General features: G+C 62.9%; 13 protein-coding genes. 2 read left to right on the forward strand and 11 right to left on the reverse strand.

The window, feature by feature from the left end; all coding sequences use genetic code 11:
* Positions 1–2: 2 nt before the first annotated feature.
* The 9 genes from xrtA to RBT42_RS08930 are packed head-to-tail and all read right to left on the reverse strand — an operon-like array spanning position 3 to position 10,417.
* Positions 3–1,535: an exosortase A gene (gene xrtA / locus RBT42_RS08890; RefSeq protein WP_320364246.1), complete on the reverse strand. Its 1,533-nt coding sequence runs from the start codon at positions 1,533–1,535 to the stop codon at positions 3–5.
* Positions 1,532–2,755, reverse strand: a complete 1,224-nt coding sequence (locus RBT42_RS08895; protein WP_320364248.1) for a TIGR03087 family PEP-CTERM/XrtA system glycosyltransferase — start codon at positions 2,753–2,755, stop codon at positions 1,532–1,534. The genes xrtA and RBT42_RS08895 overlap by 4 nt, the downstream gene beginning before the upstream one ends.
* Before the next feature lies 1 nt (position 2,756).
* Positions 2,757–3,812: a FemAB family XrtA/PEP-CTERM system-associated protein gene (locus tag RBT42_RS08900; protein WP_413785876.1), complete on the reverse strand. Its 1,056-nt coding sequence runs from the start codon at positions 3,810–3,812 to the stop codon at positions 2,757–2,759.
* Positions 3,805–4,668 carry an XrtA system polysaccharide deacetylase gene (locus RBT42_RS08905; RefSeq protein WP_320364250.1) on the reverse strand — a complete coding sequence of 288 codons (864 nt, stop codon included), beginning with the start codon at positions 4,666–4,668 and terminating at the stop codon, positions 3,805–3,807. Before RBT42_RS08905 ends, RBT42_RS08900 begins: the two co-directional genes overlap by 8 nt.
* 2 nt (positions 4,669–4,670) lie before the next feature.
* On the reverse strand, positions 4,671–5,741 hold the full coding sequence (locus RBT42_RS08910; RefSeq protein WP_320364251.1) for an XrtA/PEP-CTERM system-associated ATPase: 1,071 nt from the start codon (positions 5,739–5,741) through the stop codon (positions 4,671–4,673).
* 2 nt (positions 5,742–5,743) lie between these two features.
* The gene (locus RBT42_RS08915; protein WP_320364253.1) at positions 5,744–7,249 is read right to left on the reverse strand and encodes a TIGR03016 family PEP-CTERM system-associated outer membrane protein; all 1,506 of its coding nucleotides are present in this window, start codon (positions 7,247–7,249) and stop codon (positions 5,744–5,746) included.
* Positions 7,246–8,223 (reverse strand): XrtA-associated tyrosine autokinase, encoded by a 978-nt coding sequence (locus RBT42_RS08920; protein WP_320364255.1) that lies wholly within the window; start codon positions 8,221–8,223, stop codon positions 7,246–7,248. The genes RBT42_RS08915 and RBT42_RS08920 overlap by 4 nt, the downstream gene beginning before the upstream one ends.
* A gap of 6 nt (positions 8,224–8,229) precedes the next feature.
* A complete protein-coding gene (locus RBT42_RS08925; RefSeq protein ID WP_320364256.1) occupies positions 8,230–9,780 on the reverse strand; it encodes an XrtA system polysaccharide chain length determinant in 1,551 nt (516 codons plus the stop codon).
* Positions 9,781–9,832: 52 nt separating this feature from the next.
* Positions 9,833–10,417, reverse strand: coding sequence for an XrtA/PEP-CTERM system exopolysaccharide export protein (locus RBT42_RS08930; protein ID WP_320364387.1), 585 nt, complete (start codon positions 10,415–10,417; stop codon positions 9,833–9,835).
* A 381-nt stretch (positions 10,418–10,798) separates the two neighbouring features.
* Between RBT42_RS08930 and RBT42_RS08935 the strand changes: the two genes are divergently transcribed.
* Complete coding sequence (locus tag RBT42_RS08935; RefSeq protein WP_320364258.1) at positions 10,799–11,290, forward strand: low molecular weight protein-tyrosine-phosphatase; 492 nt, start codon at positions 10,799–10,801, stop codon at positions 11,288–11,290.
* An 89-nt stretch (positions 11,291–11,379) separates the two neighbouring features.
* The gene (locus RBT42_RS08940; protein ID WP_320364260.1) at positions 11,380–12,021 is read left to right on the forward strand and encodes an alpha/beta hydrolase; all 642 of its coding nucleotides are present in this window, start codon (positions 11,380–11,382) and stop codon (positions 12,019–12,021) included.
* Between the two features lie 9 nt (positions 12,022–12,030).
* On the opposite strand, the gene RBT42_RS08945 is transcribed toward RBT42_RS08940, so the two are convergent.
* Positions 12,031–13,767 carry a protein kinase domain-containing protein gene (locus RBT42_RS08945; protein WP_320364262.1) on the reverse strand — a complete coding sequence of 579 codons (1,737 nt, stop codon included), beginning with the start codon at positions 13,765–13,767 and terminating at the stop codon, positions 12,031–12,033.
* 25 nt (positions 13,768–13,792) lie between these two features.
* The gene (locus RBT42_RS08950; RefSeq protein ID WP_320364264.1) at positions 13,793–14,605 is read right to left on the reverse strand and encodes a formate/nitrite transporter family protein; all 813 of its coding nucleotides are present in this window, start codon (positions 14,603–14,605) and stop codon (positions 13,793–13,795) included.
* Positions 14,606–14,753: the final 148 nt, after the last annotated feature.

Genomic DNA, 14,753 nt, shown 5'->3' on the forward strand with positions numbered 1-14,753 from the left:
GTTCACTGTCGAGATTGGGTGGCGCGCAAACTGCTCAGCAAAGCGGCGCCTTGGTCGCGAACGAAAGACTGGAGCACCGCATCGGCAACATCGGCACGCTGACTCGCCGGGGTGTAGAGCACCACGATGGCACCATCATCCCCCAGCCCTCTGATTTTCTGCCAGGCGCCCCACAGCTTGGCCTTGGTGGGGCTGGCTGTCACACGGCCGTCAACCCAGAAAAACTGCCAGGCCGCAAGACGCTGCAAATCGGCGTCCAAGACCGAGCCCTGCGCACGCAACTCCGCGCGCTGTACGGTGAGCGGCTCCGATCCCAGTTGGGTGCTCGCTGCCCCACCCGACACCTGCACCCAGGTTTCATCCGTGCTTCGCACCAGTACGTTGGTGGAACTGACCAGCTTGCGCTCGTAGTTCTGAGCACGGTAGTACGCCACGTGCATCCCGACGCGCTCGCCCGACGGGCCCACCCAGCCCGCATGCGACATCGCATTGGCGGCTTCGTAAGCTGGCACCCAGTTGGCCGGCGGCGGCGTGGACTGCCAGCCGGCTTGCGCTGCCACTGGCTGCAACTGCACCACGCCTTGGTGGACCTGCCCTTGCAACTGCCAGTTCAGCGCATGAGGCACCCCCAGCACGACGAGGGCCAGCACGACGCTCACAGCCCAGCGCGCACCGGCAGTACCGATAGCGGGGGGCTGCATCCAGGGTGTCGCGGGCGCACGATCGGCCCAGCGGGCGCCAATCATGAACATGATCGTGATGACCAAGCCAAAAAACACCCAGCCGTAGACCAGGTGATCCACACCCGTGGCCAGCGTGTTGCCCGACAGGTGGCCGAGCATGACGATCATGTAAGCGCGCAGCCAGTTGGCCACCAAGGGCACGAGAATGGCCACACCCACGAACAGCAGCCGCTTGCGCAGGCTCTGGTAGTTGATGTACGCAAACAGGCACCCCACCGTGAAGGACGCCACCAGGTAGCGGATACCGCTGCAGGCCTCGACAACCGACCAACTCCCGCTGGGGATGATGAACTGCAAGCCTTCCCGGTAAACGGGGATGCCGCTCAGGCGCAGTGCCGCCACCGTGAAGTCGGCCGTCCATTCCATCAAATGGGGCAGCATGAAGTCGCCCACCGGCACGGCCAGGAACAGATAGAGCAGCGGAAACAGCAGCAACCGCGTGACCTGCCAGCCCAGCAAAGCGGGCACCGCGCACACGATGAGAGCCATGAAGGCAAACTGCGTGACCGCATTGACCGCCACCAGATCACCGGCCAACCACAGCAAGGCCGCACCCAGCATGCCCAACAGGCCCAACACCGTCGGGCTGGGCGTCACGGTTGCCAACTGCGCGCGTTTGCGCCACATCAGCCACAAGGCGGCGGGTGGCACCACCAGACCATGCGCATACGTGTCCGAGCGCCACCAGATGGCTGCCATGGCCGACGCCGTGGGCCAGTAGAGCACCAGCACGAGCCCCCACACTACCAGCAGCGTCAGCAAGGGCACTCGCCACACCGGGTTCTTCATCATGCGCTCACCCTCCTGTCGGAGCCTTGCGGAGACAACCAGGCATCCAGGGCCGACAGATGTGCCTCCCAGCTGAAGTGCTTGAGCACAAACTGCCGGGCAGCGCGCCCCATCTCGGCGGACTGCTCGGGAGACTGCAAAAGCAAGTCGAGTGCCTGCACGAACTCGGGCGCGGACGCGGCCCGCACCACACCGAATTCAAATCCGGCGCCAATGGCATCCGCACACGACGGCACGGTGACCACAGGCTTTTCCATGGCCATGGCCTCCAGGATCTTGTTCTGGATGCCGCGCGCCACACGCAGCGGCGCCACGACGGCGGCAGCGTGCTGCAGGTATCCGCGCACATCCGGAACCGTGCCCGTGACCACCACGTGCGCCCCGGCCAAAGCCTTGACCTGCGCCGTAGGATTGCGCCCTACGATGTGGAAACGCAGTCGCGGCCAGCGCTGCACCAACTCGGGCAACATCTGCTCGACAAACCAGCACACGCCGTCGATGTTGGGCCAGTAGTCCATCGCCCCGGTGAACACCACCGGCACCTCGTCAGGCTCGAACGGCGACACACTGCCTGCCTGCGGGCTGAAGTAATCGGCGTTGACACCGTTGCCGATGGCTTGAACGCGATCGGCCACCTCGGGTGCCAGCGACTGGAACAAGGCCGTCTCGTTCGGGGTCACGAAAAACGACTGGCGGGCCTGACAGGCCACCTCGCGCTCATAGGCCAGCAAGCGGGCGCCTTCGCGGCGGTAGAGCCAGGACAAGGGCCAGCGGTGATTAGGGGCGTACTGTGCCCACTTGGACGAGTCGACATCGACGAAGTCCACCAACATGGGCACCTGGGGCAACAAGGGGGTGGCGAACTGCGCCATGACCCCCGAGAACACCACGGTGGCATCGAGCTTGTGCTCGGCCTGCACCTGGCGCACCCAGCGATGCAGCCCCGCATGGCGGTAATAGGTTTCTGACAAGGATCGGCCCGTCAACAGCCCCCGAGCGCTGAGCACCTTCGTGCTGCGGGGATTCAACTCGTCGATGTACAGATCGGGGCACAAGGCCTGCAGTGCCGGCACGTGCGCAACATCGTCCGGATCGTCGATGAACGTGCCCAGGAACACCCGGTGATCGCGCTGCAAGTGGCGCAGCAAATGGTAGGACCGCACCTTGTCGCCCTTGTTGGGCGGGTACGGCATCCGGTGCACCAGGTACAGAATGTTCGCCATGTCAGCCCAGGTTGCGCACGATGAACGGGCCCAGCCAGTTGGCCAAGCCCAGGGGCATGCGCCGCCAGGTCTCGATCAGGAGCTTATACTTGGCGTTGGACGGGTTGTTCTGCGGAATGCTGTGACGCTTGTAGAGCTTGTACTCATAGCACAGCGGCGTGGGCTCGAAACCCCAGTTCTTCTTGAACGCATAGGGCCCGGTGCCCTGTTTGCTGCGCCCGTAGTCGAACACCTTCAGGCCCCGCTCACAGGCCCGGCGCATCAACTCCCAGTACTTGAAGTCATTGGCTGCCAGATCGCGGGCCGCCAGGTCGTCGCCCGCATAGTAAGGCAGCGCCTCGTCACGAAAGTAGAAGGTCAGCACGCTGCTGAGGGGCTTGCCCTCGGCACTGGACACCGTCAGCACCTCGCAATCTGGCCCGAACACGTCCATCAAACGCTGAAAGTAGCGTTTGGACAGCGCGGGCGTGCCGTGACGGTGCACGTTGTCGGCATATAGGTCAAAGAACCGGTCGACATGCGGGTCGACCTGGGCCGTCAGCCCATTCTTGATACCCTTGCGCACCATGGCGCGCTGCTTGCGCGGGATGGCCAGCATGTTCTCCTCTTCTGTGGGGAGAATCTCCTTGCGGAAAGTGACGTACAGGTCTTGCGCCGGCCAGTCGGGGTGACGCCCGGACTGCAGGTAGCGCATCTCCAGGTGGTCCACGTCGAGGCTTTGCGCCAGTCGCATGGCCTCGGCTTCCAGCGCCTCGGCGGCTGCATCGGACTGGGCCACAACGCCGCCATACACCGCAAAGGGCAGACTGGTCAGCGCATTGCCGAACAAGCGACTTTTGACCTGTGCCAGCGGCAACACACCTTCGATGACATCGCCCCGGTGGGCGTACAGGAAATGGGTCGGGTGGCGAAACACCTCGGCCATGATCTGCTGCCAGCCAGCCCGGTGAAAGAACGTGGCCTTCGGGTGCGCAAACACGAACGCATCCCAACGCTTCACCCAGTCGGCCTGTCGCGCATCCAGGCGCGACACCTGCAAGCTTTTCAACTCAGACACGCTGAACCCCGCCGTGACCCTGCTTCAGGAAAATGTGGTCCATGCGCCCCCATTGAAAATCTTGCAAGAGGCGCTGCAGACGCTGCTCCATGCGCGGGATATTCACGTAATGGCGGAAACGGGTGCGCGCATCGATGCCTGCCACACGCGGCTGCGCGGCGTCGATCTCCCACGGATGAAAATAGAAGATGGCTGACTGCTGGTCATTCTGGTTGACCTGGCGCAGCATCCAGCGCGACAGCGCATACGGAAACAGGCGGAAGTAACCGCCCCCGCTGGAGGGCAAGTTCCGGTTGAACATGCGCAAGGTGGTCGGGGGCACCTCGATCAGGTCCGGGCGAATGCGGTGCGCGAAGCGGGGCGCATCGGGCATGCCGTAGTGGTCATGTTGAATCGGGTAGATGCTGGAGCTGTAGCGATAACCTTCTTGTTGCAACACATCGAGCGCCCACAAGTTACCCTGCCCGATCGAAAAACTGGGCGCCCGGTAACCCATGACGGCCACCCCGGCGATGTCCTCCAGCAGGTGCTTGGCCGTGCGGATGTCGCGAGCGAAGGCCTCAGGCGTCAGGTCGCTGACCCGCTCGTGGCCATAGCCATGGCTGGCCACCTCATGGCCACTGTCGGCGATGCGGCGCACCAGATGGGGATAGCGCTGCGCGATCCAACCCAGCGTGAAAAACGTGGCCGAGGTGTTCTGCGCGGCCAGCATGTCCAGGATGCGGCCGACATTGCGCTCGACCCGGCATTCCCGCGCATCCCAATCAGAGCGCCGTATGTAGGGCGCAAAGGCGGACACCTGGAAGTAGTCTTCCACGTCGATGGTCAAGGCATTGACCAGAGAAGCGGCCGGCATGCTCACGATTGCCCCTTGCCTGTGGCGATTCTTTGCAACGCCGCCAGCATCTCGATGCTCAGGCGCTCCTGACGCAGCACACTGCGCTCGATGCGCAAAAGATGGGCACTGAGCTGACTGGCCGTCAAACGAGCAAGCTGCTCTTCCAGTGCCTGCAGATCGCTGCTGTCGAGGTCCAGGTCCACATCGACAGATTCCTTGTGCAGCGCCGGCACCGCCTGCAGCACTGCGGCCGCCGACACCTGCTCCAGCGGCGGGGCAGTCAACTCCTCCTGGATCTCGGCCAACACCTCGTTGAGCACCGGCACGGTGAAATGCGTGACCTCGGACAGGAAGCCGTGCAGCATCAGGCGGTCACACAGGGCATTGATGCGACGCGGGATGCCGCCCGTTTGCTCGTAAATCGACTCGAACACCTCTGCATCGAAGGTGGGCCGGTCGGTCGCCCCAGCACAACGCAGGCGGTGTTCGATGTAGCCACGTGTCTCTTCGCCGTTCATCGGCCCCAGGTGGCAACTGGCCGTCACACGCTGGCGCAACTGCAGCATGTCGGGGCTTTGCAGGATGTTGCGAAACTCGGGCTGACCGATCAGGAAAGTCTGCAGCAAGGCCTGCTTGCCATGCTGAAAATTGGACAGCATGCGCAGCTCTTCGACAGCCTGCTGGCGCAGGTTCTGCGCCTCATCGACGATGAGCAGGCAGCGCCTGCCCTGGGTGAGCTGAGTGATGAAGAAGGCCTCAAGGGCCATCAGCAACTCGGCCTTGGAAGCATCGCGCACCTGCACGCCAAAGGCCGCGCCCACCAGACGCAAGGTGTCTTCGGCGCCCAGTTGGGTGCTGACCAGTTGCGCGGCCACCATGGTTTGAGGGTCGATGCTGTCGAGCAGCCCACGCACGATGGTGGTCTTGCCCGCGCCGACTTCGCCGGTGATGACAATGAACCCCTCTGCGCGCATCACCCCGTATTCGAGATAGGCGCGCGCGCGGCGGTGGGGTTTGCTGCCGAAGTAAAAACTGGGATCGGGGTTGAGCTGAAAAGGCTTGCTGTTCAACCCGTAAAAAGCTTCGTACATGGTCAGAAGCGGTGAAGGATGTTGCCGACCAGCGCGTTCTCGGTGTACGGGTTCAGTCCACTGGTGGAGTGCAGGCGGCGCAACTGGACACTGCCGGAGGTACGACGCCCCAGTTGGGTGCTCATACCCAGGGTGAGGGTGTACTGGGAGTTGCGTTGGGTGTCGAGGTCACCCTCGCTGCGTTGCAGTGCCAAGGCAGCATTGGCCGAGGTCACTGGGGTCAGGCGATGGGCGTACAGGAAGCTCAGGGTGTCTGTCTTGATCCGCGAGGTCGAGTCGAAGTCGTCGCCCAGGGTGAGGTTGTTCAGCAGACGATTGCTTTGGCCGCGGGCGTAACTCACGGTGAAGGTGCCACGACGCGCCGTCATCAGCACCGACAATTGTTGTTGGCGCTGCAAGGTAGCTTGTGACACAAGGAACGACTGACTAACCAACAGGTTCCCCGGCAAGCCACGACTGATCAACTCGGCCTGCACCAATTGTGCCCGCTTGACCGGATCCGGCTCCAGCGTGACATAGAGAGCATCCAGCAGGTCGTACAACGTGCCGAGCGTGGCGTTGACATTCGAGTTCGGCGAGGTCGACACATCGCGAACATCGGACACCCGCACCACCACACGCGCCGCACGGTGCTCAAACGCCAGGTTGTGTCCCCGACCGAAGTAGCGGTCATTCACGCCCGCCGACAAGGTGGTGCGGTCAGAGGGTCGCCAAGTCAGGTCCACACCGTAATTGGAATAGCTCTTCTTGTCGGGCGTGAGGACATCGTTGGTTTCCTGCCCGACGGTCAGACCGGTGATCCACTGTGGCGACCAGGCATAAGAGAACCGCCCCGTCACAGCGTTGGACTCAATCGAACGGCCCTGGTCGTAATCGACCTCCTGCTGGTCAGCTGACAGCGACCAACCGGCCGCCCCCACCTGACGCGCGAGGCGCCCTGACCACCCTTGTGTGTCAGAGTCACTGCGCGCATTGGACTTGCTCTTGGTTCCCTGCACGCTGTAACGTGCTTCGTAGTTCACGCTACCCGGGAACTGCCCTCGCACATACGGCGAGACGCTGTAGGTGGCGGTCTGGGTCTGGTTGGCGTTCGTCGTCGATGAACCGGCCACCGGGCCGAAGGCCGAGATGAGTTGCTGCGACACCGTCCCGGTCACATCCACAAACGCCCAGTTGTCGATGGCGTTGATCTGCGCATTGGTGTTGAGCCGATGCTGCAGGTCGTCCCCCCCTGTGTTCTGCAGACGGTACAGGCCACTGAGTGCGTAATCTAAAAAACCTCTGACCCGCGCGTGGTTGGTGACCACGCGGATCCCGGGGCTGACCTCCAGGGTCTGCTCACTTTGCGACTGCCCAGCCTGCAAACGCGCATTGTCCGTGGCCGTGAGGCGCATGTCGACACGCGGCTCAACCCAGATAGAAGCTTGCTGTGGCGCGTCAGACTGAGCCCACGCAGGGCTCAGTGCGGCGACCGCGGCACCGCAACACCAGCGGTGCCAGCGCTTCATGATGACACCTCGGCTTCAGTTGCGGGCTCGCGCTGACCTTGTCCATAGCCATAACCGTAGCCATAACCGTAACCGTAGGCCTCCTGGTCCGAACTGCGAGCCTGGTTGAGCACCATCAGTTTGACTGGGCAAGACTCGATGGTGGAGAGCGCGTGTTTGACCTGGGACTGCAGGGTCTTCTCTGCCTGCACGACCATGACAATCTGCCCCATGTGGGTGGCCAGCACACGAGATTCGGTGGTCAGCAACAGGGGGGGAGAATCAAAAATGATGATGCGATCGCTGTAGCGCTTGCCCATGTCGTCGACCAGGTCGGTCATGGCTGCGCTGGCCAGCAATTCGGTGGCCTGTGCATGAGGCGAGCCACTGGGCAACAGGGTCAGGTTCTCGATGTTGGTACGCAGCAGGACCTGCGACATCTCCAGCTTGTCATCGACCAGCAAGTCCAACAGACCTGGGCCCGGTGGCAAGCCCAACACTTTCATGATCGAGGGGCGCGCAACGTCGGCGTCCACCAACATCACCGTGTAGTCCATTTCCATGGCCATGCTCAAGGCCAGGTTGACCGCCGTGAAGCTCTTGCCTTCCCCCGGCATGGAGCTGGTGATCATGATCAGGTTGCCATTCTGGACCACCGATGCACCCTTGCCCGTGGCGTTGTCGATCAGCGGGCGCTTGATGACGCGGAACTGGTCGGCCACCATCGATCGAGGGGCGCTGGGGGTGACGAAACCCGCTGCGGTGAGTCGGTCAAAGTCAAGCTTGACCACCTTGCTGCCCGCTGTCGTTGCAGTGTGCGGCCGGTCGGGTGCCACAGCCTCGGCTTCCGCTTGAACACGGACAGGTTCGGGGGGCGGTGCCGGCTCGGGGTGGAACGCCCGGGCTGGCGTGGTCACAGGAGCCGAGGGCATCTGGGCGCCGGCTTGTCGGAGTTGTTCGAGCCGCTGGGCTGCTTTTTCAATGGAATTGGACATGGTCAATCAACTGAAGGAGCCCGTTTGGTAAGCCAAGGTGGCCATGCCCACGGCAAACAATGCGACCAACGCCAGCAAGGCGCCCGCAAAGCGCTTGATGCTGCGTCGTTCAGCTTGGCGGTATTCGTGGCCTGCGACCAGGGAGACCACACCCAACAAGGGTAGCTCCGTGGCAGACCGCAAGGCCGAGGCTTCAAAGAAGACCGGACGCAACTGACTGAGCAGGAACGTGAGGCCCAAGCCCGCAGCCAAGCCAGCCAACAGCGCCAGCGGCAACAGCAGCAGGCGATTGGGCGCCACCGGCTTGCTCGCCGCGCGGGGGGGGTCGATCACGCGGAAGTCAGCAAAATTGGAAGCGTTTTCCAACTGCCCGGAGAGGTTGGCCGACTCGCGGCGCGCCACCAGGTCGTTGTAGTTCTTGCGGTGGATTTCGTAGTCGCGATTGAGCTGAGACAGTTCGGCCTCGACCTGCGGCGCCACCTTCATCTGCTCCTTGGCGCGGTCAGCACGGGCGGCGTACTCGCTCACGCGAGCCCGCAAGGAAGCCACTTGCAGTTCGGCGGCAGCCAGGATGCTTTTGTACTCCATCACCGCAGGTGATGTGTCCATGTACACGGCCCTGGGCGACGAAGCGGCGGCCTGACGCAAGGCGGCAATCTCGCGGCGCTTTTGCTCTTCCAGATCGCGGATCAGTCGGCGGGTGTTGGCCACATCCGGGTGCTGGTCGGTGAAGCGCTGCAGCAGGTCATCCAGGTTGCGTTTCTGGGCCTCGATCCGGGCATCAAGCTCGGGCGTGGCGACGGGCGTGGTTGGATCGGACAGCTTAGGACGAACCATCTCCAGTTGTCGCCGTGCAGCGTCGCGGGCACTCTCTGCTTCACGCAACTCCAGGCGCGCCGCATTGAGTGAACTGGCGATGTCGGACACCCTCCCGGCAGCATCCATCTCCCCCTGCGTCTGCATGGCGATGTACTTCAACTTGAACTCTTTGAGGCGGGTTTCGGCCTCGATCAGCTTGCCCTCGTAGGCCTTGATCTGCTCGTCCAGAAAGCGCCGCGCTGTGTCGGAGTCGGTGCGCGACGCACCCATGCTGGACTCGACGAAGATGGTCATCAACGCCTGCACCACCCGCTGAGCACGCTCAGGGGTGTCATCGCGATAGGCCAGCGTGTAGAGGTTGTCGCGACCCGCCATGCGAATCTGGATGCTCTTTATCACCTCGTCAACAAGCGCTTCCTGCTCGGCCTTGCTACGCGTACCCAGATCGAGATCGGCAGTGCGGATCAGCTTTTCCACCGTCGGGCGGCTGATCAACGTGCGGCTGAGCATGGCCACCTGCTGCTCGACGTCGGGTTGCACGGCCAGCCCCGACATCAACGGGCGCAAGATGGTCTGCGTGTCGACATACACCCGAGCGGAGGCTTCGTAGCGGTCCTGCATCATGAAGACCAGAACGGCCCCGACCAGCGCCACCACCCAGCAAGCGGCAACCCCAAGGCGCCGATACTTCCACATCCCTCTGAGAATGGTGGAGAGTTGTTTTATGAGTTCATCCATGCAGACAACGCAGACGGTAAAGGATCAGGACACTGCTTGAGTCAACATGCACTCAGAACCAACTCTGCGGGATGATGAGAATGTCTCCGGGCAACATCTCGACATTGGCGGAAATGTCGCCACGTTTGAGCAAATCGTTCAAGCGCACGGTGTAGCGCTTATTGCCTTCTGCTGCGCGCACGATGGTGGCCTTATTGCCGTCAGCAAAGTCCGTGAGACCGCCGGCGGCAATCATCACATCCAGTGCCGTCATCTTTTGCTTGAAGGGCAGGAACTGCGGTTTGGCTGCCTCACCCACCACGCGAATCTGCTCGCTGTAGGGGCCCACGAAACCGGTGACGATGACGGTCACGACCGGATCGCGCACAAACTTGCTCAGCGCCTGCTCGACATCGCGTGCGATCTGGGTCGAGGTCTTGCCCTGGGCGACCAGTTCATCAACCAGGGGCGTGGTCACCTTGCCGTCCGGGCGCACGGGAACGGAGCCCGACAACTCAGGGTTGCGCCAAACGTTGATGGTCAGCGTGTCACCCGGGCCGACGATGTAGTTGTAGTCGGGCGACGCGGCAGCAGCTGGCGCGGCAGCTTGCTCGCCAAGGCTGGCACAACCGGCCAGAACGGCCGAACCCAAGACCATGGACACAGAGCCCAACAAGGCCCAGCTTCTGGATGTCAACAGCTTCAAGGCAAGCTCCCGCAATTTGTAGATACCGATAACCGATTTACCGGAATGTAGCGCAGACCGGGGCTGACATAAAGAAACTTGGCCACCCATCCTGGTATTTGCCCTGAGACATCCCTCATAAGGGGGAGGCGAATGAGCCGATGAATCGCATGTGACAAAAGTATTACAGGCATCACACCAAGATGAGTCACGCGGAAATACAGCACAAAGCGCGTCGAATAAATAAATAGCCAATCAAATCAACCCCTCGTATCGGGGGTTTAACCGTGCTGAGAGATCACTGCAGGAGCCCTTCACTCAGCCGTCCAAGAGGGTCGATAGAATCGATGGCCTATGTACCGCATCCTTCTGGTCTGTCTGGGCAATATCTGTCGCTCCCCCATGGCCGAAGCCGTGTTCCACGACGTGCTGGTGCGCCGCGGCCTGGCGTCGATGTTGCAGGTGGACTCGGCCGCCATCGGGCGCAGCCACCTGAAGGAGAAACCGGATCGGCGCGCCATTGCCTGCGCCTTGCGCCATGGCTACCGGCACATTGAGCAAATCCGCTCGCGCCAGGTCAGGGCACAGGATTTTTTGGAGTGCGACCTGATCCTGGCAATGGATGAGAGTGTGCTGCGGGCCCTGCAGCGGCAGTGCCCGCAGGACGCTCAGCACAAACTGGACCTGTTTTTGCGCTTCGCCGGACACGACGGTTCACTGGATGTACCGGATCCGTATTACGGCAGCCCGGAAGGCTTCGTCAAGGTAATGGGCCTGTGCGAGGCCGGCGTGACCGCCATCGTGAAGCGGCTCGAGTTGGAGCGACCCGTGCGCGCAGGGGACTGAGGTGCCTCGCCCATGCATATCTGATTTTCGCATGAAGAAATGCGCAATCATTACTTTCATTGCATATGCCCTGCAGCTACAGTGGGCGCATGAATCCATCCTCGCCCTCCTCCTTGCTGCCGCTCGCACAAAGACATCAGGTGCGTGTGCTCATCATTCCCGGCTTGCGCGACAGCGGTCCCACACATTGGCAGAGCTGGCTGCAGAGCCAGTACCGTGGTGCGGTGCGGGTGCAGCAACGGGACTGGTTTGCCCCTGAGCTGGATGAATGGGCGCAAAGGATCACGGACACCCTCGCTCGGTTCGGGCCGCACACGCAATGGATTGCCGTGGCACACAGTTTCGGCTGCCTGGCGCTGGCGCGGCATCTGGCCTTGCGCGTCGAGCCACAGTACGGCCTGGGTGGCATCCGCGCCGCGCTGATGGTGGCACCCGCCGACCCGGTCAAGTTTGATGTCGCGCACCGTCTGCCCACCGATGGTCTGCACATCCCGGCCACCGTGATCGGCAGTGAGGACGACCCGTGGATGCCGCTGGAGCGAGCGCGGACTTGGGCGCAGACCTGGGGGGCACGCTTTCAGAATATGGGCGCTGTCGGCCACATCAACACGGAGTCCGGCTTCGGGCCCTGGCCGCTCGCACGCTACAAGGTGGATCAGATGATCCGTGACCAGCAACGGGCGCGACGGCTGGATCGGGTGCACCCGATGGAGTTGAGTTACGCGGTGTGAGCGATGGCCTCAGTGGCCAGTGGCGCGCAGGCCCAGCAGCAGCAACACCAGGCCCGCCAAGATCACGGACAGGGTCTGCCAGAAAACGACGGGGTTGCGCTCGATCAGGGCCGACCCTCGGTCGCTCTGGTAGCGGGCGCTGGGTGCGCACAGATCCTGGACAAACTCCGAGAGGGCTTCCTGTCGCCGATGGGGCTGAGGGTGCAAGGCACGCTGCAGGACGGCGTCCAGCCAGGCGGGCAAGTCAGGACGGCGGCTGCGCAAAGGCACGTAGCGCAAACGCGCCAGATCGGCCGAGGTGCGCAACTGCGTGACCTGTAGCCCGTAGGGCAGATGGCCACTCAGCATCTGGTAGGTCAGCACCGCCAAGGCAAACAGCTCAGAGGCCGGACTGCCCTGCCCGCCCACGAAATACTCGGGCGCGGTGTACTGCAGCGAGCCGAGAATGGCACGGGGGCGGGCCTCGGCCGTGACCTCGGTCAAGCCGGCGACATGGGTGGCGCCAAAATCAATGATCTTGACGGTGCCGGCGCGGTCGATCATCAGGTTCTCGGGGCGCAGGTCCTGGTGCAGCATCTCCTTGCGGTGGAAGGCCTGAAGCCCTTTGGCGACCTGGGCAATGAGCTCTCGCACCGTGTTCAGGTCGGGCTCGGGATGGTCGATCATCCACTGCGCCAGGGTCTGGCCTTCGATGTATTCGAATGCGACGAACAGATGTTGCCGTGGACGATCGGCCGTGATGGCCTTGACCACATGGACGCTGTCGAGGCGGCGAGCGATCCACTCCTCAAGCAGCAACCGGTCCAGGTAGCTGGCTTGTTCACGCAGGTCGACCGAGGGGGTTTTCAGCACCACAGGCTGTCCACTGCCGTGGTCCAGGGCGAGGTGCACGTGGCTGCGTGAACTGGCATGCAGCTCACGTACGATGGTGTAGCCCTCGAAGAGGTCCCGAGCCTGGAGTGCGGGGGGCAGCCTCAGGCCTTCACGTGGGAGGTGCTGCGGCGTGACGGCCCCGTCCGGCAGGGCATCGATGCGCACCAACTGGACGGTCAGATTGTCCTGGCTGCCGCGCTGCAGGGCCAGATCGGTCAATGCCTCGGCCGCCTGATCCAGCTCAACCGGATGTCGTGCCAATGCGGCATGCACCGCGCTGGCATCGAGGTGTTCGTACGCTCCGTCGGTGGCCAGCAAGTAGACCTCGCCCACCTCCAGACGCCAGTGGCGGTAATCGATCTCGACGGCGGGGCCCGCCCCCAGTGCCCGACCGAGATAGGCTTCGGTGGCGGACACCCGCACGCGGTGGTCGTCGGTGAGTTGCTCCAGCGCGTGCGGGTGCAGACGGTAGACGCGCGTGTCCCCGACATGGAACAGGTGGGCGCAGCAGCCTTTCATGACCAAGGCACTGAAGGTGCAGACATAGCCCCGGTCCTTGTCGAAACGGGCATCGCTGCGCTGGGTCTGGGCGTGCAGCCACGAGTTGCAAGCGTTGAGCACCCGCTGCGCGGACCTCCTCACAGACCAGGCTTCGGACGTGCCGTAGTAGTCGTCGAGAAAGCCTCTCACGGCCGCGGCGCTGGCCACGTGGCTGACGGCGCTGCTGCTGATGCCGTCAGCCACGGCGATGGCCAGTCCTTTGGTGTGGAGATGCGTGGCCGTGGGGGTGGCCGCCCCATGGAAATCCTGGTTGATGGCCTTGCGCCCGGCCTGCGAGTGCTGGCCCAGCGTGACGCGCAGCGTAGAACTCATGTTGCAGTCAGGCGCCGCATCTGGATCAGGCAGCCACGCGCTTGGGCTGTGTCTTGTAGTGGGTGGCGTACAAGGTCGCGCCCACAAAGGTCAGACCACCGACCAGGTTGCCGATCACAGTCGGGATCTCGTTCCAGATCAGGTAGTCCATGATGGTGAAGTTGCCACCCAGCATGAGGCCTGAGGGGAAAAGGAACATGTTGACGATGGAGTGCTCGAAGCCCATGTAGAAGAAGACGAGGATGGGCATCCACATGCCGATGACCTTGCCGGACACGGAGGTGGACATCATGGCGGCCACGACCCCCGTGGAGACCATCCAGTTGCACATCACGCCGCGGATGAACAGGGTGAGCATGCCGGCGGCGCCATGTTCGGCGTAGCCCAGGGTGCGGCCCTCGCCGATGTGACCGATCTTCTGCCCGATGGCGTTGGGGGCTTCGCTGAAGCCGAAAGTGAAGATGATGGCCATGAAGAAGGCCACGGTGAGCGCGCCGGCAAAGTTGCCAGCGAACACCAGGCCCCAGTTGCGCATCACGCCGCCCCAGGTGGCGCCTGGTCGCTTGTCGAACACGGCAAGCGGGGCCAGGGTGAAGACCCCGGTCAGCAGGTCAAAGCCCATGAGGTAGAGCATGCAAAAGCCCACCGGGAACAGCAAGGCGCCGAGCAGCGGGTTGCCGGTGTTGACGCTCACCGACACGGCAAAGGCCGCCGCGAGCGAGAGGATGGCCCCCGCCATGAAAGCGCGGATCAGGGTGTCACGAGTGGACATGAGCAGTTTGGATTCGCCAGCGTCGACCATCTTGGTCACGAACTCGGCAGGGGCAAGGTAGGCCATGGTGCGTCCTTGAAACGGAAAAGACAAAAAAGAAGACGGCGTCCGACACCGCACCGGCCGCAGGCAGGTACAGGGTCAGGACGCCGTCATCCAGACAGGCAAGCCATCTTCAGCTTGATGCCTTTGAGAACGCAGGTTCTGTGCCAGC

It is taken from the genome of Aquabacterium sp. (assembly GCF_034003525.1).
Lineage (GTDB): Bacteria > Pseudomonadota > Gammaproteobacteria > Burkholderiales > Burkholderiaceae_C > Aquabacterium.

Coding starts and splice junctions, on each gene's coding strand:
- xrtA (WP_320364246.1), bottom strand. CDS start 1,535: ATGATGAAGAACCCGGTGTGGCGAGTGCCCTTGCTGACGCTGCTGGTA.
- RBT42_RS08895 (WP_320364248.1), bottom strand. CDS start 2,755: ATGGCGAACATTCTGTACCTGGTGCACCGGATGCCGTACCCGCCCAAC.
- RBT42_RS08905 (WP_320364250.1), bottom strand. CDS start 4,668: ATGCCGGCCGCTTCTCTGGTCAATGCCTTGACCATCGACGTGGAAGAC.
- RBT42_RS08910 (WP_320364251.1), bottom strand. CDS start 5,741: ATGTACGAAGCTTTTTACGGGTTGAACAGCAAGCCTTTTCAGCTCAAC.
- RBT42_RS08915 (WP_320364253.1), bottom strand. CDS start 7,249: ATGAAGCGCTGGCACCGCTGGTGTTGCGGTGCCGCGGTCGCCGCACTG.
- RBT42_RS08920 (WP_320364255.1), bottom strand. CDS start 8,223: ATGTCCAATTCCATTGAAAAAGCAGCCCAGCGGCTCGAACAACTCCGA.
- RBT42_RS08925 (WP_320364256.1), bottom strand. CDS start 9,780: ATGGATGAACTCATAAAACAACTCTCCACCATTCTCAGAGGGATGTGG.
- RBT42_RS08930 (WP_320364387.1), bottom strand. CDS start 10,417: ATGGTCTTGGGTTCGGCCGTTCTGGCCGGTTGTGCCAGCCTTGGCGAG.
- RBT42_RS08935 (WP_320364258.1), top strand. CDS start 10,799: ATGTACCGCATCCTTCTGGTCTGTCTGGGCAATATCTGTCGCTCCCCC.
- RBT42_RS08940 (WP_320364260.1), top strand. CDS start 11,380: ATGAATCCATCCTCGCCCTCCTCCTTGCTGCCGCTCGCACAAAGACAT.
- RBT42_RS08945 (WP_320364262.1), bottom strand. CDS start 13,767: ATGAGTTCTACGCTGCGCGTCACGCTGGGCCAGCACTCGCAGGCCGGG.
- RBT42_RS08950 (WP_320364264.1), bottom strand. CDS start 14,605: ATGGCCTACCTTGCCCCTGCCGAGTTCGTGACCAAGATGGTCGACGCT.